This window comes from Candidatus Limnocylindria bacterium, from assembly GCA_036523395.1.
Lineage (GTDB): Bacteria > Chloroflexota > Limnocylindria > P2-11E > P2-11E > CF-39.
This window is the reverse complement of the sequence record DATDEH010000122.1, coordinates 20,960-42,980: the sequence shown is the minus strand read 5'-3', so window position 1 is coordinate 42,980 and position 22,021 is coordinate 20,960. Positions and strand designations below refer to the sequence as shown.

Sequence of the window (22,021 nt, the reverse complement as noted above, 5' to 3'; positions counted from 1 at the left end):
AACATGCTCGCGTTTGCGCGACGCTTGCGCGATGGAGATCGACGAGCGACTGCGCGCGAGTGGGATGCGCATCACCGTCCAGCGCCGCCTGGTCTTGGAGGCGCTCCAGCGCGCGCGCCACCATGTCACCGCGGAGGACATCGCGACGCGCATCCGGGCGCGCCACCCGCAGATCGACCCGTCGACGGTGTACCGGAACCTCGAAGCGCTCGAGGCGCTCGGCTACGTCACCCACACCCACTTCGACGACCGCGTCACGCGCTGGCACCGCGCCGACGCCCAGCGCCACGGCCACCTCGTCTGCCGGAGCTGTGGGGCCGAGCAGGAGCTTCCCATCGGCCTGCTCGAGCCTCTCGCGCGCCGGCTACGGGACGAACACGGTTTCCGCGCCGACCTGGCGCACTCGGCGATCGTCGGTATCTGCAAGGCCTGCTCGAACGTATCCTCTGTCTAGATGCGCCTCCTCGCGACCTGTGTCTTCGCGCTCGCCGTCACCGGCGCCACCCTCGCTGGCTCCGGGCTCGTCGTCGCGCCACACGTCGACCCGCCGGGGACGCCGAAGTATCACGACCACGTCCTCGCGGCGTACCGCCTGCCGATCTTCCTCGCCAACATGCAGGCGCGCTTCGACCCGCGGCAGGGCGTGCTCAGCGAGCATCTCGTCGACGTCGCGACGTACTCATTCGTGCTGGCACTGCTGGTCTTCGCATGGCCGCGACTGCCGCGACCTGCACTACGTCCGGTCGCAGAGCTCTCGCCCGTGCACATCGCCGGCGCGCAGTGGCGACCTGTGCTTGTCCTTGGACCGCCGCGCGCCTGACCCTCCCGCGACCGAGCGGCCTGGGGAACGCCGGGCACGAAAGACCTTGGAGGGTCACATGACGCGGCTCATCTCGCTCGCGACGGCGACGCTCGTCGTCGTTTCGAGCTTCGCGATCTACGGCGGCACCGCGTCGGCACACGAGCGCCGGATGGTGGGGCCTTACCAATTCGTCGTGGGCTGGCTGAACGAGCCCGCCTACGTCGGTCTCGTGAACAGTCTCGACCTGCGCGTGAGCGACACGCGTGTCAATCCCGCAAAAGCCGTCGAGGGTCTCGAGAAGACGATCACGGTCGACCTGCAGACCGGTGGCCTCGCGTCGCTTCCGCTCACGATCACTGCCCGCTTCGGGACGCCGGGCGCATACAACGGATACGTGATGCCGACCGCGACCGGCACGTACACATTCACGATCAAGGGGAAGATCGAGTCGCAGGACGTCAACGAGAAGTTCGAGTCCGGGCCGGGCCGGTTCGGCGACATCGAGTCGACGACGGCCCTCCAATACCCGAACAACGTTCCCGCGGCGGACGATCTCACCAGGCGCCTGGGCGATCTGCAGAGCGGCATCGACCAGACACGGCTGCTATCGGCGGTAGCCGTCGTCGTCGGGATCGTCGCTCTCGGCGCCTCCTTCGCGATGTCACGGCGCCGCGCCTAGTGCGCGGTCTCCTCGCGGCGCTCGTCGCCGCGTCCATCCTCATCCTGATGGGCGGCGCGGCGGCAGCGCACGCGAATTACGTGAAGTCGAACCCCGCGTCCGATGCGCGGCTCACCAAGCCGCCGGCAGAGGTGCGCGTCACGTTCAGCGAAACGCCGGACGCGCGCGGCAGTGACGTCGCGGTGCTCGACACCAGTGGCAAGCGCCTCGACAACCGCGACGTCACGCTGGTGACCGACGAAGCGAACACGCTGCGCGTGTCGCTCGGCACCATCGGTGACGGCGGCTACCTCGTTTCGTGGACGGCGGTCTCGGCTGTCGACGGCCACGAGACGAAGGGAGCGTTCGCGTTCGCGGTCAACGCTCCGCTTCCGCAGTTCACGAAGGACTTCGCGCCGTCCGCCCCGCCTCCGACCGCTCTCGAGATCGCTGGACGCGTGTTGTCCTACGCGGGGACGGCGCTGCTCACGGGTCTCGCGTTCTTCACGATGTTCATCCGCGTCCCGACGGGTGGGGCCGAGATGCGGCGCGAGCTGCGCCTCGTGACCGTCGGCGGCGCGGCTCTCGTCATCGGCAGCGCCCTGCTCTTCTTGAATCTAGGCACGACCATTCCGCAGCGTCTCCTCCTGCTCCTGGTATTGCGCGCGCTCGCCGGCGTCGCAGCCGTCGCGTCGCTGGCCGTGCCGCTGCGTCTGCTACCCGCCGACGCTCGCCGCGAGGCGACCGCGTTCTTCGGGCTTGCGGCGGGACTCACCGCGACGCTGGTCTCGCATGCTGCGGCGAGCGGCGACCTCCGCTACGTCGCGCTCGACTATCTCCACATCATCGCGATCTCGATCTGGCTCGGCGGTGTCGTGGCGTTCGCGTACGTCGCGATGCCGTCAGCGCGATCCGACGACCCGCACGCGCTCGGCCGGACGATCTGGCGGTTCTCACTAACCGCACTCGTGGCCGTCGCGGTCATCATCACGACGGGCACGCTGCAGTCGCTCGACCGTCTCGTCCTCCTCGAGGATCTCATCGAGACGCCCTACGGCATCGCGCTGCTCGCGAAGATCGTGCTCCTCGTCGGCCTCGTCGGTCTCGGCGCGCTCAACCTGCTGGTGTGGGGACCGCGTATGCGGCGCGGCCTCGCAGCAAGCGCGCAGTTCCGGCGCGGCGTCGTCTCCGAATCCGCGCTCTTCGCCGGCGTGCTCGTGGCCGCTTCATTCCTCACCGCCTTCGCACCGCCGGCGCGGGCGAACGGCGCCGCGTTCGACGAGACCAAGCACGTCAGCGGCATCCGCATCGAGCTCCTGACATCGACGACGCTGCCGGGGCGCAACCGCTTCGCGGTCAGGGTGCAGCAGGGACTCACGCCGATCAGTGGTGCGGAGAAGGTCACGCTGCGCTTCACGATGGTCGAGCACGACATGGGCGAGCAGGAGCTCGTCGCGACCGAGCGCGCTCCTGGCGAGTACGTCGCCGAAGGCAGCCCGACAGCGATGCTCGGCACGTGGAAGGTCGAGACGATCGTGCGTCTGTCCGGCCGCGCCGACATCCACACGCTGTTCACGGTGCCGGTATCCCAGCCCGAGGGCCAGGGTGCGACGACGAAGATCGTCGCGATCCCGCCCTACCAGCTCATCGTGTTCTCGGAGCCGTTCCAGCCGCAGGCCGGCGCACCCCTCACTCTCAATGTCGTCGTGACTGACTCGAAAGGCGATCCGGTGACCGGGAGGAAAGTGCACGCGACATTCAGCGGGCCCGGCACGCAGGCGCCACTGGACGGCGTCGAGAACGGCGCAGAGCTCGGCCCGGGCCGTTACCGGTTCACGGTACCCGGCCTGGACGCCGGCTCGTGGAAGATCACGCTGAGCGTGAGCGACGCCGGCAGCGGGGTGTACGACCTCGAAGTGAGCCGCTGATCCACGTCATGCCGCGTCCTCATAGACGAATGCTCCGCACGACGTAGGCGCGAACACCCGGAGGCGGCGCAGGTCTGGATCCCAGCCGATCGTGTGCGCTCCCTCCTCGGTCTCGATCGTCTCGATCAGCCGAAGGTCTGTGGTGTCGAACGACTGCACCAGGCCCGGAGAGCCGGTCGCGACGTAAAGCCGCCTCAGGCCACGATCGAACATCACGACGTCGGGCGCGGCGGCGAGCTTCAGCCGTGCGCGAAGGCGGCCGTCGCGGGCGACGACGATCAGCTCGCCGGCGTCGGTCGCGCAGAACAGCGAGTGGTCGACGAGTGCGAGACCATGCGGTCCGGCAGACGGGACGTCGATCACCCGGCCGATCTTCCGCTCATTGGTCTCGATCACGACGATGCACGGCGGGTCGCTGATGTTCGCGTAGACCGCGAGTGACACCGGGTCGTACAGCGCCCACCGCGGCCGTCCGGGAAGGGCAACGCGGCCGATGACGGTGCGCGTTGCGATATCGACGATCGTGGACGTGCATCCGACGCCGGGCAGGTCGCCGAGATCGAACGTGTACGCGTGGCTCTGCTGGAAATCGAACGCGACACCGTTCGGCCGCTCTCCGACGGGGACCTGACCTAGTAGTTTCTCGTCGGAGGCCCGGCAGATCGACAGTCGCGCGCAGCCCCGATCCGTCGTCAGCAGCAGATCGCGCTCCGCGTCGACCAGCACCCAGCCACGCCTGGGTGTCCCGCAAGAGCGCGGAGGTACGCATTTCGCCGCAGTCAAAGACGTCGACCCGGTCGTCACCGGTGTGCGCGACGTACATGCGGCTTCCCGCGGGCGCGACGAGAACGTCCGCGTGATCGAAGCCGGGCTTCGCGCCCCGCGGCACCTCGACGAAGGCGAGGCGACGCAGCGTCACTTCTTCCCGGCCTTCTCCCTGCAGTACGCGTAGAGCGCGTCGAGGAGCGGTCGTGAAGCCTCCCGCTGCTTCTGGTCGTCGGAGTAATGGAGACGACGCACCCCGTCGAGCAAGGCCTCGACCCCTTGTGACTCCGGCGTGATGGTCTTGTCGGCGGTGTCGGCGCCGCGTATGACCCTGGCCATGTAGATCATCGCGGGATCCTTGTCGAGAGCGTACTTGTGCACGAAGGCGTCGAAGCTGCACTCCGCCCCATGATGCCCGAGCTCGACGTCCTTGATGTCGTACGGCGTGGCGTCGCGCCGCTTCGCTTCCGCCGCGACCTGGTCAGCGGGTACGTAGACGAACTCCGCCTTCTTGTCGACGAACCGTTCGATGAGCCACGGACACGCGACGCGATCCACGCGCGGGTGTTCGCGGGTGATCCACTTCATCGAAGTCCTCCCTGTGCGCGGTGTCTTCTATACCATGCGCGCAATTCAAGGAACGGGGGCTCTCACGGCCAGAGCCAGCCCGATGGCCGCCGACGCGACGATGACCAGCGTCCGGTGGCCGGAAGCGCCAGAGCACGCCGAATGTGACGATCCCGACAGTCGCTGTGGCGAGATCCACGATCGCTCGCTGCCCCAGGAGGACGACGGCTCCCGCGATAGCGCCCGTCGCGGCAGCGAGCGACAGCTCGTACTCGTCCTGCGTGATCCAGCCTCTGCGCTCCACGAGCTCGCGGTACATGGCGCCTGCGAGCGCGACCGGGCCGTCGAAGCCGAGCGTCCCAAGCCGCAGGAAGTAGGCGACGAGGTCGCGGTTCGATGCCTTGCGTCCGTCCACGATCGGCGTCCGGCATTATCGCGTCGTCGTGCTCTCTGTTCTTCCCCACGGTGCGACCGGCACCTGGCTCGACGAGATCCTCGAGTTCGGGCTGCCGCTCATCATTCTCATCGCCCTGTACGTGTGGTCCTCGCGTAAGCCGAAGGAGAAGAGCAAGTGATCTTCCCGATCTCTCGTCAGGGTCTGCAGGACATCGCTCAGTTCCTCATCGGTGGCGCCGTGGTCTTCGTCGTGCTCGCGCTCGTCATGCGCTACCGCGGCGGAGAGTGGCGGCGCTTCGCCATCAGTGCCGGCGTACTGGGTGTGCTCGTCGTCGTGTCGTACGCGCTTGCGTTCACGGTCGCGCCGAACATCCCAACTCCGGCAGTCCCATTCACCGCGCGCTTCGTGCAGAACCCCACGCCGGACACTCGTCAGTCGATCGACTCAGGACGTGCGGCGTTCCAGGCGAACTGTGCGATCTGCCACGGACCGCGTGCGCTCGGCGATGGTCCGCAGGCGTTCGTGCTGAATCCGAAGCCGGTCAATTTGCAGCTGCACGTCCCGCAGCACGCGCCCGGCGAGGTCTACTACTGGATCACCAACGGAGTTGCCGGCACGGGCATGCCGGCGTGGAAGGACACGCTATCGGAGACGCAGCGCTGGGAGGTCGTCCGCTATCTGCAGGCTCTCGCGACCGGCACGGTGGATCGTTAGGTTTCGCTGCTCGTGCGCGGCGGGATGCCGCACGAAGCGCTCAGGCGCCAGTTTCGAAGCACATCTCGTGCGTGAAAGTCGCCTGGGCCTGCTGCTGCCAAGGCAGCCACATCGTCTTGATATACGCGAGCACGGCATCGATGTCCTCGGACGACAGGCGATCTTTGAATGGCTGCATCGGCACGGCCGGCCTGCCGACTTCGGATATCCCGGCCGAACCCTCGCGGACCATCCGTCTCAGCGCGCAATCCGGGTGGTGCCAGGTATGCCCGTTGGCGTTATGACGGGGCGGGTCGTCCTCGATGGTCCCACCGGTCGGACCGAGGTGACAGCTGAGGCAGTTGGCGTTGTAGATCTGCTCTCCTCGCCGCTCCTGTAGCGCCAAGCGCACCGCGCTCGGCCACGTGATCGGCGAGCCCAGGCTCAGCCAGAGACCGCCAAAAAGCACGATGAGACCCAGTCCGGCTCCGAAACCCGCGATGGTCGAGCGGCTCAGCGAACGTCCAGGAACGGGAGCGACAGCTCAGTCATCGCGGCATCCGGCGCTAATGGCCTTCGCCGTCGTCAGCCCCCATCGATCCCATCGGATGGAGCGTCGCGCTCGGCGTGGGTGCCCCGCTCTTCGAGGGCGCGCCGGTCGCCGGCGTAACAGGACCGCGATTCGACACCACGACGAGCTTCCCCTTCATGCCGCTCTCGTAATGCCCCGCGATGAAGCAGCCGAACTCGAACTCGCCGACATCCGCCGGCACGACGACCGTGACCGTCGCCGTCCCATTCGGGGCGACGCGGACGCCGAGGCCCGGGTGACCCATCTCGTGACCGCTTGCGGCGTCCGCGCTTCCCGCCGCGAGCCAGTCCGCGGCGTAGCCCTTCCCCGGCACAGCTTCGCGCCCGGCCATGAATTCATGCTCGTAGAGCCCGAAGTTCCTCAGCGCGAACGTGATGCGCTCGCCGGGGCGCACTTCTGCCACCGCTGGAGAGAAGAAGAAGTCGCTCATGTCGAGCGCGATAACCCGACTTGGCTCGCTGTTGATAGACGCGGCCCCGCCGCAGTTCACGAGGACCGTCGCGCTCAGGACGATCGCGCCGCGGCGCATGGGCGCCATGGATGCTAGCGCCGAGTGGACCGGCAAGCCCAACGCTGCCGGTCCACTCGCGCGCTGTGTCGATCAGCTCCTCCGCATGAGCTCGTCGCGGCGCATTCGCTCCGCGGCGATCGATTCTGGGTGGCCGTCACCAGCCGGCACTGCGGCTGTGTCCACCCGCTCCGTGGCGGAAGTCGCCTGGACCCGCATGTCACGGAGGATCCTCGCGGCCTCATCGCGACCTCCGAGCCCGAAAGCCAGAGCGAACGCGAGCGCGACGGCCGCGACGACGCCGGTGAACAGGATGTTGATCAGCGTCGCGGCGACGCCGATCTGCGATGCGGCCGCGACGATGCCGAAGCCGAGCACTGTGGCGTATGCGAGCATCGCGAGCGCACCGGAGTTCTGCACGCCGGCACTCTCAGCGGCACCGCTGACGAGATTGCGGGTCACGCCCGCGAGCCACGCGAACACGCCGAGGATGAACAGGGCGACCAGCAGGTTCGGAATGAACCCGATGATCTGGTTGAGCACCGAGCTCACCGCGGTGATCCCGACCGCGTTCGCGGCCATGATCACGAAGATGAGGCGCACGTACCAGGTGATGATGCCGCCGACGAGTCCGGCGGCGTCGAGCTTCATCTTGGCGCGTTGCAGGAAGGCGGTGATGCCCGCCTTCGTGGCGAGCGTGTCCAGACCGACCTTGCGGAGCAGTCGCGTGACGAGTCCGCCCACGATGCCGGCGACGATCCAGCCGATGACGAGCAGCAGGAGCGCGCCGACGATCGATGGCAGTGCGAGAAGGAATGCGGTAAGCATCGCGTCCATGGTCAACACCTCTTCTCGGAAATCGACGCCGTACGAGCATTCGCGGAGCCCGACTGCTCGCCGCGTTAGAGCCCAGTCATGCGCTTCCGCAACGAGGCCGTGGCGAGTGAGTAACGGCCGAGCGTTAGATCGGGCTCGAGCCAGTGATGGTCGCGCGCGACACCTTCATCGGCGGGCAGAGGCACACGATCGAGCCCATCCCGTTGGACGACCACCAGTCGCGCGCGAGCCGCTGCGGCCCCAGCAGGTCGATGCCCGCGAACAGGTCGAGCGCGCTCATGGTGTACCGGACGTTCGCAAGGGCGCGCGTGATGCGGCCGTCTTCGATGAGGAACGTGCCGTCGCGTGTGGTCCCCGTCATCGTCGCACGCTTGGGGTCGGGCGTGTTCGTGTAGTGGAAGCGGGTGATGAGCACGCCGCGCTTCACCGCGCGGATCAGCTGCTCGCGCTTCGCGTCGCCGCCGGCCATCGTCAGATTTCCAGCATGGCCGCCGACTCCGTAACGCCGCGGATCCGCTGCGTGCCCGGTGGAACGCGTGTTGAACCACTTCGCGGACTGACGGTCATGGACGACGCCCTTCGCGACGCCGGTCTCGACCAGTGCGACGCGTTGCCTGGGTGTGCCCTCGACGTCGAAAGGGATCGCGAGCGTTCGGTCGTCGAGCCCGTCGTCCCACAGCGAGAAGCGCTGACCTGTCACCTGCTCACCGAACCGGTCCTTCATGAACGAGCGGCCGTCCTTGAGCGTCAGCCCGGTGAGCCCGGTCAAGGACATGAAACGCAGGACCTCCGCGACCGCGAGCTCCTCGAACACCGCTTCGTAGTCGCCCGGCGGGAGCTGCGTGCGGTCCCGATTGAGCGCGGCCTTCTCGATCGCGCGTGCTGCCACGCCGTCGGCATCGAGCGAGCGTGTGCTCCAGCCGAGATCCTCCGCCCAACCCGTCCCGGTGTCGCTCGTGACCAGCGCCCGCAGGTAGGCCATCGTGCTCGGCGCATACCTCCCGACGCCGTTCGTGTTCGCGAGCGAATCCTCAGTGAGCTCGATCTGGTGCGTGCCTGCGGCCCGGAAGCCACGCGCCTTCGCCGCGGCGGTGATGCGCTTGATCGCATCGGCCTGGTCCGCCGCATCCGCTCGTGCGGTGTCGGCGTCATACGACCTCGGCTCCGACGCCGGGCCGGGCTCGGAGAGGCCGGGCCACTCGGCGTTCGGTGCGCTCTCGCGCGCTGCCGCGGCGGCGTCGCCAACGAGACGCCGCAGCTCAGCGGGGTCGAGCGAGTTCCCGCTCGCGATCCCCATGGCCTTTCCGACGATGACTCGAGCCTGCGCGTGCGTCTCGTCGGCGACGGCGTTCTGGTGGATCTCGTTCTTCGCGTACCGGGTGATCGCCGAGCGGCGGCGATGGACCCACAGCTCGGCCTCGTCGCCCTTCGCGTCGCGCAGCGCGTCCTGGAGCGGCGCGAGCATCGCGTCGCGGCCGCGTGCGGTCATCCGCGGACCTCGATCGGCACGTCGCGAAAGCGTGCGTGCGCGGCGCCGTGCCCGACGCGCATGAGCTGCAGCGGCTCGCCCTTGGCACACGAGAGGAAGCCGTGCAGCTCCCAGTCGTCGGCGACGCCGTCGCAGCGTCCCCAGAACGCGGGAGTCAGCGACTGGAACGAGACGCCGCGCGCGTAGCCCTCGAGCACACCGTTCCGGATCACGCGCGCGGACTGCGTCGAGAAGTGGAAGTTCTGGCGTTTGTCGTCGAGCGAATACGAGGCGGGCGACTCCATCAGCAGGCCTTCCGCCACCCCTTTGATGAGCGCGTCGTAGCTCTGCCTCCCGGGGTCCAGGCTGACGTTCACCATGCGCACGATGGGAAAGTGCTGCCAGCCCTCGGCGCGCGCGGATCCGATCGCGACCGGCACGCCGAGCGCGGCCGCCGTTTCACGCGACGTGAGATAGCCCACGAACGTGCCGCGGTCGATGAGCTTCGTGCGCATCGCCGGGACGCCGTCGTCGTCCCACCCGAACGTGCCCATGCCGCCGGGGACCGTCGCGTCGGCGGTCATCGACACGTGCTCAGAACCGTAGCGGAGCGCGCCGCGATCCTTCGGCCACATGAAGGTCGTGCCCGCGAACGCGACCTCGTACTCGAGCACGCGGTCGGCCTCGGTCGGATGACCGCAGGACTCGTGCACGAGCAGGGCGAGGAACTCGGGCGTGAAGACGAGCGTCGTGGGGCGCTCCGCGGCAAGCGGCGCGTCGAGCATCGCCTCGGCGTCGTCGCGATAGCGGGCGGCACGGCCGGCGAGATCGAGGTGCTCGATGAACTCCCACCCGGCCTGGCGCGTGAGGCGGCCGTCGTAGCGCTGCGCCGGCTTCGCGCCGGCTTTCACCGCCGTGACGCTCACGCCGGCGCCGGACTCGACGATCTCCTGCCGCACGTCGGTGCCCTCGCTGGTCACGAGATGCTTGCGCGTGCGGTACGCGGCGATACTCCCGCGGCGCGACACCGCATGCGGACCTTTCAGGTTGGCGTCGGCGGCCCGCAGCAGCGCGATCCGCTCGGCTACCGGGACGGCGAACGGATCACGCTCGAGCGTGGTCCGGTACTCGCCGCGCTGCGGTGCGACCGGCGCGAGCGTCACCTGGCGCGTCCGTGTGCTCGCCGCGGCCTCGGCACGCGCAAAGGCCTCGTCAACGATGGTGCGGAGCGACGACTCGTCGACGCGATCGGTCGCGGCGAAGCCCCACGCGCCCCGGTGCACGACTCGGAAGCCGATGCCGCGATCACCCGATCGCGTGACCGATTCGACCTCGCCATCGCGCACGGAGACGGCCTCGAATTCGCGCTCGACGTGCCGCGCGTCGGCGTAAGCCGCGCCCCGCCGCGCGCCGAGCTCCACGAGATCCGACAGCTGGGAGTCGCGCTCGGGCACCGGCGAAGATTACTGTGGCGTGGCCGAAGGCCACACGCCAAACAGATGAGGGCAGCAGGAGCTGCCCGATTACAGAGTGCGGACCCGTGGTCCTCTCGGGTACACTTCGGATCAGAACAAAACGGCGCGCGCGACGACCAATGCGTTCGTGAGGGACGCGCTCGCGTACCGGCCGCGCCTCGGCATCACGGATCTCGTGAGCCAAGGAGCGTTTGGGACGAGGGTGAGCAACTAGCGCGTGACTCCGGGAGGGGTCCGCGAACGGGTCGGGCGGCGTGTGCGCTCCATAGGAGAACCCCTTTGCCCGACGTCGCTCTCCTCATTGACTGGGAGAACGTCTACTACACGCTGCGGCAGCACACCACAGGACCGCTGCCGTCATCACTCGCGATCCTGCAGGCGATCCTCAAGAAAGCCGCCGAATTCGGCCCCGTCCGCGTGAAGCTCGCGATCTTCGGACAGGAGGTCGCGATGCAGGACGAGACGCTGCTCATGGCGCTCGAGTTCACCGGCATGGAGCCGATCCCGGTGGCGCAGCGCATGAGCGGCCGGCTCCTCAAAGGCCGGTCCGACGCGGTCCTGATCACGCGCGCGATGAAGCTCCTCTACAAGGATCGTCCGGACATCGAGGTCTGGTTCATCGTTTCCGGTGACCGCGATCTCAACGCCCTGTGCAAGGCGCTCAAGGACGAAGACAAGAAGGTCTATCTCGTCGCGGGCGATCTTTCTCTCGCCAACGAGCTCCGTGAGTCCCCGCACCTTCGCGACGACGTGTTCCTGCTCGAGGACCTGATACCCGAGGCCCGCTGGACTCGCGGAGGCCTGCGCGCCGACGACACGCAGTTCGGGAAGGAAGAGCGGCGTCCCGAAGAGCCCGCCGCTGCGCGTACGCGCGCTCGGCGGGGCGGCAGCGGCCGCGGTGGCGGAGGGCGCGCGATACGAGCAACGCCGCCGGTCGTGCCGGCCGTCGTTCCCACCGCGGCGCCCGAATCCGATAAGGAACAGCGGCGACTCGCGGTCCTCCTGCTCGACCAGCTGGTGGCGACTCATGCCTCATCGATGGCCCGCGGCGACTTCGTCCGCTCGGTCGTGCCGCTCTCCGAGAAGGAAGCGTCCAGCGTCCTCGAGGAGAGGATCGACGCGGCGATCGAACAGCACCACATCGAGGCGAAGCTCGAGGGCCGCATGCGCGCAAAGGCGAAGCAGCTGCTCTCGCCGAACTTCAGCTCCCCGCTCGTCGCTGAGACCTACTTCCACTTCGTGCGCCTCCTCCGTCGCATCAACACCGTCACGAAAGACACCAAGCGCGTACCGGTCGTCGAGGCCGTCCTCGATCCGCTCTCGCGCGCGGACCAGCCGGGCGGTATCGCGCGTGGTCGGACGCAGCGTCGCGTTCTGCTGGAGACGCTCTTCAACATCGCCGAGGAGCGCGGCGCGATCCAGAGCGAGTCGGTCCAGCGCGATGGGCGCGAGATCACGATGTGCTGGCTCGTCGATGACCATCCGCTCGTCATGTACGCACGTCAGCCGGCTGCTGCGATCGCGCACCTCTTCAACTTCGTCAGCACGACACGTGCACGCGGCGACCGCGCGGACTGGGTCAATGCCGCATTGTTCGCGGAGCTCCTGTCGCGAGTGGAGGGCGACGCGCTCGAGTCGAACATCCGCAGCGCCGTGGAGCGCGGGATCATGAAGCCCGAGGACCACGGCAAGAAGGCCGGCTTCGTCGTCACACGCGACCACCCGGAAGCGCGTACCGTCCTCGGAGAATTTGGCGGCCTGAACGGCGATGCTGTCGAGCGCGTCGTGACGGTGACTACTGCCGCGTCGGAGACCGACGACCAGGACGAGGGCGAGCCCGCGCCAGCGCTAGCGGCGCCGGCGAGTGGTCCAGTTACGAACGGAACGCCTGCCCTGCCACGCAAGCGCACGCGACGCGGGTCGCGCGGCGGAAGGCGTCGCGGTGGACGCGGGCGCAACAAGACGACGGCCGCGGGAACGGGGACGGAAGCAGCCGACTGATGGCCCGCATCCTCATCGTCGAAGATGACGCATCGAGCATGGACCTCGCACTCCGCATCGTGCGGCTGGCCCGCCACGAGCCCATCACGACGATGGACGGCGAGACCGCGTTCGCGGTCGCGCAGGCGACGCATCCACAGCTGATCCTCCTCGACTTGCACATTCCGCGGCTCGATGGCTACGCGTTCGCGCGCGCTGTGCGCAGAGAGACGTGGGGCAAAGACCTGCGGATGGTCGCTGTCTCGGCGTCCGCGACACCACCGGATCGTGAGCGCGCGATCGCCGCGGGGTGCGATGGATTCCTCGCGAAGCCGTATTACCCGGAGCAGCTCCGCGCCGTGATCGATCAATATCTGCCCCCGCACGCTAAGCGCACGCATAAAGACCGATAACTCGAAAACACGCCATCTTCGTGCTGAGATGATCGCCGCGCGCAAAGTGTCCCTGTCCGCCGATACACGACCGTTGCAGTAACCACGCACTACCGGCGTAGCGATCCCAGGGCGTGGCACGCCGTGCGCAGCCTTGAAGGCATGGTTGCAAGCGGTCACGCGCGCACGCGGATCGTCATCGTCGTCGAGGACGACAGGCCGATCGGCGAGTTGCTTGCGGGCGTGATCAACGACGAAGAGGGTTATCACGCGATCCATGTGACGCGGCCCACCGATGCACTGCATGCGATGGAGCAGGTGAAGCCGGATCTCCTCGTCCTCGACGTCGGCCTTCCGGGAATGAGCGGCCTCGAGCTGTACGACCGCCTGCACCGGGACGAGCGGCTCCGCAGTGTGCCGGTCATGTTCGAGACAGCGGTGTCGAAGGAGAACGGGGCCGAGTTCCGCAAGCGGGGCATCCGGAACGTGCTGCAGAAGCCCTTCGACCTGAACGAGCTCATCGCCAGCGTGAAGGCGCTCGCTCCGCCGATCGCGGCCTAGCCCGCGCGATCGCGGCCTAGTCGGCGGCCCCGTCCTCGTGGCGACGCGATCCGGCGACGCGGGCGATCTCATCACCCGTGGCTTGCGAGCTCGCCACGAGCTTTCGGAAGGCGTCGTCCTCGAGCGCGAGGACCTCAAGGGATGTCTTGGCTCGAACGGTCGCGTTGCGCTTGTGCCCGCTCAGGAGCCCGACCTCGCCGAAGTAGTCGCCGGTGTGCAGCGTGTTCAAGGTGCGCTCGGCACCATCCGGACCGCGCTGGACGACGACGGCCTCGCCCTTCGCGATGACGTAAAACCGATCCGATCGCTCTCCTTCGCGGATGACCGCCGCGCCCGGCGGGAACGTGAGGATCCGCATATGCGTTGCCGTCTCGGCCACGACCTCGCGCGGGGCCTGGGGGAAGACGCGCTCCATGTCCTTCAGCTCCTCGATGTAACGCTCCGCATGGAGCACCGCCGTCGTCGCGTCACCGACCGCGGTCGTGATCTGTTTTGCGAGCTGCGCGCGCGTGTCGCCCGCGGCATACACGCCGGGAATGCTCGTCTGCATGTACTGGTCGGTGATGAGGTAGCCGTTCTTGTCGTGGTCGATGTGATCCTTGAAGAGCTCGCGGCCGACCGGCTTGAAGCCGATGAAGATGAACACGCCTTCGACCGGGATGCGCTCGACCTTTCCGGCGCGTTCGACGTCCATCCACCGCACGGCTGTGCCGTCGCCGCCGATCTCCTTGACCGTCGCCGGAGTCACGGCGTGGACCAGATCCTTTGCGAGCAGACGGTCCTGCAGGATCGCCTGCGCCTTGAACTCGCTGCGCCGGTGCACGACGTGCAGGTTCTTCGCGAAGCGCGTGAGGAAGAGACCCTCCTGGAACGCGCTGTCGCCGCCGCCGACGACCGCGAGATCGTTCCCCTTGAAGAAGGCGCCGTCGCACACTGCGCAGTAGGAGACCCCACGGCCGTGGTACTCGGCTTCGCCGGGAACGCCGAGCTTCGTGGGCTCGCCGCCCACGGTGACGATGACCACGTACGCGCGGTGGATGGTGCCGTCCTCGAGCTCGACGACCTTCCGGTCGCCGTCGACGCGGATCTGCTTGACGCGCGCGTAGGTCTCGATCTTGAGACCGAATTTGCGTGCATGGTCCGCCATCTTCTGGGCAAGCTCGGCTCCGGTCACCGACTCGAACCCCGGGTAGTCCTCGATCAGGTCGGTGTTGAGGATCTCTCCGCCGACGTCCTTGCCCTCGAGCAGCACGGCGCTCATGTTCGCCCGTGCGGCGTACAGTCCGGCGGTCAATCCGGCGGGGCCACCGCCGACGATGATGAGGTCGTAGTCGGCCAAGAAGAGTCCTTTCTGGGAAGAGCTTCCACAGACTAGAACAGCGGAGCATTCCATCGGCATTCCGTCGACAGAGCGCTGGCTTGCCCTCGGTGATTCGTTCACGATCGGAACGGGCACGACGCCGGATCGTTCGTTCCCGGCTGTCCTGACACGCATGTGGGCGGAGCGCGGACGGCCGGTCGAGCTCCGCAACCCCGCGGTGAATGGCTACCGCACCGACGATCTCATCGCGGAGGAGCTTCCTCTCGTCGCGCAGTTCCAGCCGACTCTCGTGACAGTCCTCATCGGCGCGAACGACATCGTGGCCGCATCCGCGGACGACCGGTATCGCGAGCGTCTGCGCGTGATCCACGCACACGTTCGCGCGGGAGCGCCGGACGCCGCCGTGTACGCGCTCCCGCAGCCGGACTGGTCGCTGTCGCGCGCCGGCGCGTCGTTCGGCGTGCCCGCCACGCTCGCCGCGCGCATCGAGCGCTTCAACGCCATCGCGCGCGAGGAGGCGGTGCGCGCCGGCGCGAGCTATGTCGACCTCTTCCCGCTCATGCGCGAGCAGATGCGCCGCGGGATGATCGCGCCCGACGGCCTGCACCCGTCCGCGGCCGCCTACGCCGAGTGGGCCGAGGCCCTCCGCGACCGGCTCATCGCTAGCCCGCTGGTTTTGTGACCATCAGGAACACGATCACGACCACGATGATCCCCAGGACGATCCCTAGGGTGCGCCCGCGCGCGGCGAGACGCTGGTATTCGCCGCTACCTAGTCCTTCGCTCTCGAGCACGCGGATCTGATCGCGGAGCGTGGGCGTGTACATACCGAGGCCGACGACGACGAGAACGAGCCAGAGAGCGATCGCGAGCGCGATCCACAGCCGCACCGGGATACCCGCGCTGAAGATCATCAACAGGCCCGTCAGCAGCAGAAGGCCATAGGCGGGATTCGCGATCCGGTCGTCGAGGAACTTGATCGTGCGCAGCACGTGGCTCTGCGTCGCCTGTGGCGCGTTCGCGGAGCGCGCGAGCCAGATCCCGTAGGACGCGTTGAAGCCGACCGCGACGATCGCGAGCAGCACGTGGACGAACTTGATGAGCTGGAAGTCCATCGGCTACCTCCTACGTGCGCGCGGTGATCGGGATGGCCGCGCCGTTCACGCCGCTCGCCTCACGCGACGAGAGGAAGAGGATGACGTTCGCCACTTCCTCGGGCGACGGCCAGAGCTTGGGGTCGGCCTTCGGCATCTGGGCGCGATTGACGGGATGGTCGATCGTCGTCGGCATGACGGCGTTGACGGTGATGCCCTCGCCCTTCACTTCGGCCGCGAGAGACTCCGTCCAGCGGATGAGAGCGCTCTTCGACATCGCATACGCGGCGTTGTTGCGTCCACCCTTGAGCGCACCGAGGGCGGACACGCTCACCACCCGGCCGTAGCCACGCGCGCGCATCGGGCGTAGACATGCCGCGCCGGCCGTCACCGCGGTCAAGACGTTGCTGTCCCACAGCTCGCGCATGAGACCGGTATCGAGCGCCGGACCGCTTTTGAAGAGACCCGCGAGGTTGTTGAGGATGTCGATCCGCCCCCACGCGCGCAGCACTTGCTCCACGAGCGCGTCCATCGCTGTCGCGTCGGCCGGATCGGCGTCGATCACGAGTAGCCGCGGATCGGCGTCGTCGCCCGCGACGTCAGCCAGCGCGGACCGGAGCGCCCTGCCCTTCGCGACATCGCGAACGGCGGCGGCGACGTGCGTACCACGTGTGAGATACGCGCGCACGACCGCGAGTCCGAGATTTCCGGTAGCGCCGGTGATGACCGCCGCGTGAGACGAAAGATCGAGCACGCGCCCGTAGTATGGGCACGATGTCGGTGCTCGAGCGCGTCAACGATCCGCGCGACATTCGCGTGCTCACGAAGGACGAGCTCCTGCAGCTCTGCCGCGAGATACGCGAGTACACGGTCGACATGGTCCAGCGCACCGGTGGCCACCTCTCCTCCAGCCTCGGCACCGTCGAGCTCACGGTGGCGCTCCATCGGGTCTTCGAGTCTCCGCGCGACAAGCTGGTGTGGGACACCGGCCATCAGGCTTACGTGCACAAGATGCTCACCGGTCGCCGCGAACGCTTCGACACGCTGCGGCAGCTCGGCGGCATCTCCGGGTTCCTCGTGCGGACGGAATCGGAGCACGATCAGTTCGGTGCCGGCCACGCTGGGACGTCGATCTCAGCGGCGCACGGAATGGCGCTCGCGCGTGACATCAAAGGCGAGGACTTCAGCGTCGTCGCCGTCATCGGCGACGGCGCGCTCACCGCGGGCCTTGCGTTCGAGGGCCTCAACAACGTCGGGCACGATCACCGCCGCGTGATCGTCGTGCTGAACGACAACGGCATGAGCATCGCCCCGAACGTCGGCGCGGTCTCGCGGATGCTGGAGGCCGTCCGGACCGCGAGCCCGTACCGGGGAGCGAAACACGTCGTCCGGCAGGTACTCGACCATCTGCCCGCGGGCGAGCTCGCCGAGGAGGCGCGGCGCCGCATCTTCAACAGCCTCAAAGCACTGCTCATCCCGAATCTGCTGTTCGAACAGCTCGGGTTCACGTACTTCGGCCCGGTCGACGGCCACGATCTCTTCGCGGTCGAGAGCATCCTCGCGAAGGCGCGCGATTTCCGCGACGGACCGGTGTTCGTGCACGTGCACACCCAGAAGGGACACGGCTACGGGCCGGCCGAGGACGACAACGTGAAGTGGCACGGCGTGTCCGCGACGGGATCTGCCAAAGCGACAGCGCCGCAGTACACGGCGGTCTTCGCGGACGCGGTGCGCGAGATCCTGAAGAGCGACGACCACACGGTCGCGATCACCGCGGCGATGCCGGGCGGCACCGGTCTCCTGCCTCTGTTCACCGAGTTCCCGCAGCGGCTCATCGACGTCGGCATCTGCGAGCAGCATGCGGTGACGATGGCCGCGGGTCTTGCGACGCAGGGCATCGTCCCGATCGTCGCGATCTACTCGACGTTCCTTCAGCGCGGGTTCGACCAGGTGCTGCACGACGTCGCCGTGCAGGACCTTTCGGTCGTCTTCGCGATGGACCGCGCCGGCATCGTCGGCGACGACGGCCGCACGCACCAGGGCCTCTACGACATCGCGTACCTGCGACCGCTGCCGGGCTTCACGCTCATGGCGCCGAAGGACGAGGCGGAGCTACGCGACATGCTGTGGACCGCTCACCGTCACGCCGCGGCCCAGCGCGGCCCCGTCGGCGTCCGCTTCCCGCGCGGGACCGGTTTCGGCGTCGCCATGTCCGCGTCGCCGCGCGAGATCCCCATCGGCGTCGCCGAGACGCTGCGCGAAGGCGATGACATCGTGATCCTGGCATACGGGCAGCCGGTGAACGCCGCGGTCGAGGCCGCTGAGATCCTCGCGCGTGAAGGGCTGCAAGCCACCGTGGTGAACGCGCGCTTCGCGAAGCCGCTCGATGCCGAACGGTTTCTCGCGCTCGCCGCGCGCACGCCGCGTTTCGTCACCGTCGAGGAGCACGTCGTCGCGGGTGGCTTCGGTTCCGCCGTTGCGGAGCTTCTGCACGAGCGTGGCGCGCGCGTCGAGCTGGAGATGCTCGGCATCCCCGACGAGCACGTGGACCACGGCGCGCAGAAGCTCTGGCGGCGCCACTACGGGTTGGACGCCGAGGGCATCGCCGCCGCGGTACGCGGGCGCTGGCCGCAGCTCGTGCGGTCGCACGAGCCGACGCAGAGCGCGGGCTAGAGGCCGGCTTCCTCCAGCACCGTGATCCACCACTTCGCACCCGCGCGCTCTGCGAACGAACGGATCCGCGTCGCGAGCGGTCCTGCTTCGGCGACGCCGCGGAGATCCAGCCCGCGGGTCGAGGCGATACGAACGCACGCGATCGCGAACCTGTGGGCATTGCCCGCGAAGCCGACGTGCGCGAACAACGGGTAGTGAGCCTCGAGCGCACGGAGGCACGTTTCGGGCTCCCCCGCGAGCACGGCGCGCGCGGCGGCGACCGCGCTGCGGTTGGCTGCGGCGAGTGCCGCGCTCCTGATCTCGGCCTCGGCGATGTCGATCCAGCGTGGGTCGCGTAGGACCATCGCGGCGATGAGCGTGTCGCTCAGCGCTGGTCCGCCGAGGATCGTGCGCGGCGTGTCGAGCTCTCCGGCGCCGACGCGATAGGGAGCGATCAGCTCGGCGAGAGCCGCGAGTTGCGTGCCCGCTTCCAGGGGCCGGTCGGCTTCGGCGAAGCCGGCGGCGACTGCGGCTCTGCTGGCGATGAACGCGAGCGTGTCTCCGGTGGTGCGGCCGGCGAGGTCGGCGAATATCGGAAGAGCCGCGGCCGGACCGCGGCGCGCCGCGGCGACCCACGCGCGGTAGATCAGCGCCGAGCGGAACACCACCGAAGCGTCGTGCATGCGGCCGAGGGTCGCGAGCATCGTGTCCCAGTCACCGGAGCCGAACTCGAGACCGCTCTTGATCGACAAGAGATAGGAGAGACCAGCCTCCTCGTGCCCGTGCCGCCGCGCGTGGTCGAGTCCTTCCGCGACCAGTGCGGAACGCTCGGACGCACTCGCGGCGAGCTCGATCAGTGAGATCTGGATGTTGTTGTACCCGCGCTGGGCGGCTTCGTGGACCCCTTCGCGCAGTGCGACGTCCAGGCCGCGACGGAGGTATGGCACACCCGGCTGCCCACGGAGTGCGCTGCCCAGCGTGATGAGCGCGTTCGCGAGGGTCCACGCGTCGCCGACGCGCTCGCCCATGTCGATCGCTCGTTCGGCAAGAGGGATCGCTTCGACCATAGCGCTCCGCGTCATCAGCAGTCCGGCCAGCGCGGCGGTCGCGCGCGCGAGCTCGATGCACGGCTCACCCGCGAGAACGTCGATCGCCTCCCGCGTTCGCTCCTCGGATAGCTCCTGCCGCGCCTCGTAGAAGTGTCCGCGACCTTCGAGGCGGAGCATCCGTGACTGCCCGCGGCGGTCGCCGAGCTGCCGGTACAAGGCGAGCGCCTCCTGCGCTGTCTTGATGGACAGCGCTGTGTCGAAGGGCTGGTATGCCTCCGCCTGTCGCTCGATGACCGAGGCGAGCTCTGCTTCGGGGAGTCCGATCTCGACCGCGCGCGCGTAGTGCGCGGCCGCCTCGCGCGGCGCATCCGCGCGCATCGCGTGATCGCCGGCTTTTACGAGCGCCGGAACCGCGAGCGCGAGGTCGCCGGCCTCGAGCAGGTGATGCGCGAGGATCGCGGGCGGCGTGTCCCGCGCTGACGACAGCGCGTCGGCGACAGCGCGGTGAAGACGCTTGCGCTCCCGAACGAGCAGATCGTCGTAAACAACCTCGCGCGTGAGCGCATGGCGGAACGCGTACTCGTCACGTCCGCCGTCGACTTCGTTCGCGAGCTGCTCGTCGATGAGCTGGCGGATGTGGGTCTCGAGCGCGGTGTCATCGACGCCGCGCACCGTGCGCAGGACATCGAAGGCGAATCGCTGCCCGACGACGCTGGCCGCTGCGAGCGTCTGTCGCTCTTCATCGCCGAGGCGATCGATGCGCGAGCGGACGGCTTCTCGGATCGAGCCCGGGATCTCCAGCTGGTCGATCGGCTTCCGCTGCCAGCCGGACTGCGTGTCGAAGTAGACGCCACCGGACTCGACCACCGCCTTGAGAAGCTCTTCGGTGAAGAACGGGTTGCCCTCAGAGCGCGCCTGGATCGCGTCACGAAACTCGTCGCTGATCTTCACGTTCGGATCGCTCTGGGCGAAGGTCGCGCGGATCACCTCCCTGGTCTCGTCAGGGGTGAGCCGTTTCAGCAGTATCTCGGTGGTCACGCGCTCGCGCTGCAGCTCCGCGAGCGCGCGCACCAGCGGATGGCGGCGGTGCATCTCGTCGCTTCGGTAGGTCGCGAGGATCACGACCCGAGCGTCCCGCAGCTCCCGCGCCACGTGCCGCACGAGCTCCAGGCTTGCCTCGTCCGCCCAGTGCATGTCCTCGAGGACCAGCAGCACCGGAGCTTCGCGAGCGAAGGCGCGGAACAGATGCTGGAATGCCACGGCGAGACGATGGCGTTCGATCCCAGTCGGAGCATCTGCCCCGCCAAGGCGGCCAAGTTCGGGAAAGAGCTGAGCGAGGTCAGGTGCGCTGCGCTGTAGCACGCGACCGAGCTCGTCGCGGTCGAGGCCACGGAAGCCAGATCGGACCGCGGAGATGAATGGGGCGTACGGCAGTCCCGCGTCGGACTGGTGAGTAAGTCCGATGAGGATGCGGAATCCGTCCGCCGTCGCCAGCTCGTCCGCACCGCGGACGAAGGCACTCTTCCCAACGCCGGCTTCGCCGCCCAGCACCACCGTCTGGCCCTTGCCCACCTTTGCCGATGCCAACGAAGTCACGAAACGACCGAACTCCGCGACGCGACCGACGACGACCGGACACAGGAACTGGCCCGATGGTGCCGGAGCCCGCTCGCGGCTCGGGCCAGGCGCCACCTCGTCCGCCGCGGTCGCGGGCTGCGCCGCGTGCCAATCGACGATCCACGCGCGGATCGGCTCGGTCACGCCCTTGAGGTCCAGCGCGCCGCGGTCGGACATGCCGATGCTCCGGCTGGTACGCACCAGACCGCGCAGCGTGTCGCTGATCAGGAGCTCGCCGGCCCCGGCTCTGCCGGCGATCCGACTCGCGATGTTCACGGCGCTGCCAACGAACTGGTCGTCGTAGGCGATCGTTTCTCCGGCGTGGAGCCCGATGCCGATGCGGAGCGGCGAGGTTGGATCTCGACCGTTCCGGATGTCGGCGGCGCGCAGGATCTCAACGGCACAATCGAGAGCTGCCGAAGGCGCCTCGAAGACGACATAAAAGGAGTCGCCCTCGGTCTTCACCTCCGCGCCCTCGTGCCTTGCGACTTCGCGGCGCACGAGGGTGCGGTAGTCCTTCAGAAGGCGCGCCGCGGCAGCGTCGCCTTTCGCCTCGACAAAGCTCGTGTAATCGCGGAGGTCCGAAAAAAGGAACGCCCGCGTGATCGCGGGCGCCGACCTCTTACGCTGTGTTCGTGATGATCGCGCGCGCGGCACGCCGCGAT

General features: G+C 68.2%; 22 protein-coding genes and 1 pseudogene. 11 read left to right on the top strand and 12 right to left on the bottom strand.

Annotation, left to right across the window (positions count from 1 at the left end; translation table 11 throughout):
- Positions 1-31 precede the first annotated feature (31 nt).
- The 4 genes from VI056_15205 to VI056_15190 are packed head-to-tail and all read left to right on the top strand — an operon-like array spanning position 32 to position 3,388.
- Entirely contained in the window at positions 32-454 is a 423-nt protein-coding gene (locus VI056_15205; protein ID HEY6204368.1) for a Fur family transcriptional regulator, read from the top strand.
- Positions 455-820: a hypothetical protein gene (locus VI056_15200; GenBank protein HEY6204367.1), complete on the top strand. Its 366-nt coding sequence runs from the start codon at positions 455-457 to the stop codon at positions 818-820.
- Between the two features lie 58 nt (positions 821-878).
- Positions 879-1,481, top strand: coding sequence for a hypothetical protein (locus VI056_15195; GenBank protein HEY6204366.1), 603 nt, complete (start codon positions 879-881; stop codon positions 1,479-1,481).
- Positions 1,481-3,388 (top strand): copper resistance protein CopC, encoded by a 1,908-nt coding sequence (locus VI056_15190; protein HEY6204365.1) that lies wholly within the window; start codon positions 1,481-1,483, stop codon positions 3,386-3,388. Before VI056_15195 ends, VI056_15190 begins: the two co-directional genes overlap by 1 nt.
- Before the next feature lie 6 nt (positions 3,389-3,394).
- Here the strand turns inward: VI056_15190 and VI056_15185 are convergent, their stop codons facing one another.
- From VI056_15185 to VI056_15175, 3 genes and pseudogenes are all read right to left on the bottom strand, one after another.
- Positions 3,395-4,114, bottom strand: coding sequence for a hypothetical protein (locus VI056_15185; protein HEY6204364.1), 720 nt, complete (start codon positions 4,112-4,114; stop codon positions 3,395-3,397).
- A 189-nt stretch (positions 4,115-4,303) separates the two neighbouring features.
- Positions 4,304-4,741: a chromate resistance protein ChrB domain-containing protein gene (locus VI056_15180; GenBank protein ID HEY6204363.1), complete on the bottom strand. Its 438-nt coding sequence runs from the start codon at positions 4,739-4,741 to the stop codon at positions 4,304-4,306.
- Positions 4,742-4,967: 226 nt separating this feature from the next.
- A pseudogene (locus VI056_15175) lies at positions 4,968-5,138 on the bottom strand (chromate transporter).
- On the opposite strand from VI056_15175, the gene VI056_15170 reads away from it, so the two are divergent.
- Together VI056_15170 and VI056_15165 are read left to right on the top strand one after the other, a co-directional pair.
- Positions 5,122-5,295: a hypothetical protein gene (locus VI056_15170; protein HEY6204362.1), complete on the top strand. Its 174-nt coding sequence runs from the start codon at positions 5,122-5,124 to the stop codon at positions 5,293-5,295. The pseudogene VI056_15175 and the gene VI056_15170 sit on opposite strands and share 17 nt — an antisense overlap.
- Positions 5,292-5,831, top strand: a complete 540-nt coding sequence (locus tag VI056_15165; GenBank protein ID HEY6204361.1) for a cytochrome c — start codon at positions 5,292-5,294, stop codon at positions 5,829-5,831. Before VI056_15170 ends, VI056_15165 begins: the two co-directional genes overlap by 4 nt.
- A gap of 40 nt (positions 5,832-5,871) precedes the next feature.
- On the opposite strand, the gene VI056_15160 is transcribed toward VI056_15165, so the two are convergent.
- From VI056_15160 to VI056_15140, 5 genes are all read right to left on the bottom strand, one after another.
- Positions 5,872-6,279: a cytochrome c gene (locus VI056_15160; protein ID HEY6204360.1), complete on the bottom strand. Its 408-nt coding sequence runs from the start codon at positions 6,277-6,279 to the stop codon at positions 5,872-5,874.
- Between the two features lie 97 nt (positions 6,280-6,376).
- Positions 6,377-6,931 (bottom strand): hypothetical protein, encoded by a 555-nt coding sequence (locus VI056_15155; GenBank protein ID HEY6204359.1) that lies wholly within the window; start codon positions 6,929-6,931, stop codon positions 6,377-6,379.
- 72 nt (positions 6,932-7,003) lie between these two features.
- On the bottom strand, positions 7,004-7,747 hold the full coding sequence (locus VI056_15150) for a hypothetical protein (protein ID HEY6204358.1): 744 nt from the start codon (positions 7,745-7,747) through the stop codon (positions 7,004-7,006).
- Positions 7,748-7,871: 124 nt separating this feature from the next.
- Entirely contained in the window at positions 7,872-9,236 is a 1,365-nt protein-coding gene (locus VI056_15145) for a TldD/PmbA family protein (GenBank protein ID HEY6204357.1), read from the bottom strand.
- Positions 9,233-10,669, bottom strand: a complete 1,437-nt coding sequence (locus VI056_15140; protein HEY6204356.1) for a TldD/PmbA family protein — start codon at positions 10,667-10,669, stop codon at positions 9,233-9,235. Before VI056_15140 ends, VI056_15145 begins: the two co-directional genes overlap by 4 nt.
- A gap of 300 nt (positions 10,670-10,969) precedes the next feature.
- Here VI056_15140 and VI056_15135 point away from each other — a divergent pair, with 300 nt between their 5' ends.
- The 3 genes from VI056_15135 to VI056_15125 all read left to right on the top strand — a co-directional run bounded on the left by VI056_15135 (position 10,970) and on the right by VI056_15125 (position 13,623).
- A complete protein-coding gene (locus VI056_15135; protein ID HEY6204355.1) occupies positions 10,970-12,691 on the top strand; it encodes an NYN domain-containing protein in 1,722 nt (573 codons plus the stop codon).
- Positions 12,691-13,083 carry a response regulator gene (locus VI056_15130; GenBank protein ID HEY6204354.1) on the top strand — a complete coding sequence of 131 codons (393 nt, stop codon included), beginning with the start codon at positions 12,691-12,693 and terminating at the stop codon, positions 13,081-13,083. Before VI056_15135 ends, VI056_15130 begins: the two co-directional genes overlap by 1 nt.
- Before the next feature lie 141 nt (positions 13,084-13,224).
- On the top strand, positions 13,225-13,623 hold the full coding sequence (locus VI056_15125; protein ID HEY6204353.1) for a response regulator: 399 nt from the start codon (positions 13,225-13,227) through the stop codon (positions 13,621-13,623).
- Positions 13,624-13,639: 16 nt separating this feature from the next.
- Here VI056_15125 and VI056_15120 read toward each other — a convergent pair whose 3' ends face one another.
- Positions 13,640-14,962 carry an FAD-dependent oxidoreductase gene (locus tag VI056_15120; GenBank protein ID HEY6204352.1) on the bottom strand — a complete coding sequence of 441 codons (1,323 nt, stop codon included), beginning with the start codon at positions 14,960-14,962 and terminating at the stop codon, positions 13,640-13,642.
- 52 nt (positions 14,963-15,014) lie between these two features.
- On the opposite strand from VI056_15120, the gene VI056_15115 reads away from it, so the two are divergent.
- The gene (locus VI056_15115) at positions 15,015-15,626 is read left to right on the top strand and encodes an SGNH/GDSL hydrolase family protein (protein ID HEY6204351.1); all 612 of its coding nucleotides are present in this window, start codon (positions 15,015-15,017) and stop codon (positions 15,624-15,626) included.
- Here VI056_15115 and VI056_15110 read toward each other — a convergent pair.
- Together VI056_15110 and VI056_15105 are read right to left on the bottom strand one after the other, a co-directional pair.
- A complete protein-coding gene (locus VI056_15110) occupies positions 15,607-16,059 on the bottom strand; it encodes a DUF2269 family protein (GenBank protein HEY6204350.1) in 453 nt (150 codons plus the stop codon). The two genes, VI056_15115 and VI056_15110, sit on opposite strands and share 20 nt — an antisense overlap.
- A 10-nt stretch (positions 16,060-16,069) precedes the next feature.
- Positions 16,070-16,792, bottom strand: coding sequence for an SDR family NAD(P)-dependent oxidoreductase (locus tag VI056_15105; protein HEY6204349.1), 723 nt, complete (start codon positions 16,790-16,792; stop codon positions 16,070-16,072).
- A gap of 20 nt (positions 16,793-16,812) precedes the next feature.
- Here VI056_15105 and dxs point away from each other — a divergent pair, with 20 nt between their 5' ends.
- On the top strand, positions 16,813-18,711 hold the full coding sequence (gene dxs / locus VI056_15100) for a 1-deoxy-D-xylulose-5-phosphate synthase (protein ID HEY6204348.1): 1,899 nt from the start codon (positions 16,813-16,815) through the stop codon (positions 18,709-18,711).
- Here dxs and VI056_15095 read toward each other — a convergent pair.
- Positions 18,708-22,013: an AAA family ATPase gene (locus VI056_15095; GenBank protein HEY6204347.1), complete on the bottom strand. Its 3,306-nt coding sequence runs from the start codon at positions 22,011-22,013 to the stop codon at positions 18,708-18,710. The two genes, dxs and VI056_15095, sit on opposite strands and share 4 nt — an antisense overlap.
- Between the last annotated feature and the right edge of the window lie 8 nt (positions 22,014-22,021).

Bases quoted from the DNA above. Each gene is read 5' to 3' on its own strand.
- dxs (HEY6204348.1), top strand. From the start codon at position 16,813: ATGTCGGTGCTCGAGCGCGTCAACGATCCGCGCGACATTCGCGTGCTC.
- VI056_15180 (HEY6204363.1), bottom strand. From the start codon at position 4,741: ATGAAGTGGATCACCCGCGAACACCCGCGCGTGGATCGCGTCGCGTGT.
- VI056_15155 (HEY6204359.1), bottom strand. From the start codon at position 6,931: ATGCGCCGCGGCGCGATCGTCCTGAGCGCGACGGTCCTCGTGAACTGC.
- VI056_15150 (HEY6204358.1), bottom strand. From the start codon at position 7,747: ATGGACGCGATGCTTACCGCATTCCTTCTCGCACTGCCATCGATCGTC.
- VI056_15200 (HEY6204367.1), top strand. From the start codon at position 455: ATGCGCCTCCTCGCGACCTGTGTCTTCGCGCTCGCCGTCACCGGCGCC.
- VI056_15125 (HEY6204353.1), top strand. From the start codon at position 13,225: ATGGTTGCAAGCGGTCACGCGCGCACGCGGATCGTCATCGTCGTCGAG.
- VI056_15205 (HEY6204368.1), top strand. From the start codon at position 32: ATGGAGATCGACGAGCGACTGCGCGCGAGTGGGATGCGCATCACCGTC.
- VI056_15145 (HEY6204357.1), bottom strand. From the start codon at position 9,236: ATGACCGCACGCGGCCGCGACGCGATGCTCGCGCCGCTCCAGGACGCG.
- VI056_15110 (HEY6204350.1), bottom strand. From the start codon at position 16,059: ATGGACTTCCAGCTCATCAAGTTCGTCCACGTGCTGCTCGCGATCGTC.
- VI056_15195 (HEY6204366.1), top strand. From the start codon at position 879: ATGACGCGGCTCATCTCGCTCGCGACGGCGACGCTCGTCGTCGTTTCG.
- VI056_15130 (HEY6204354.1), top strand. From the start codon at position 12,691: ATGGCCCGCATCCTCATCGTCGAAGATGACGCATCGAGCATGGACCTC.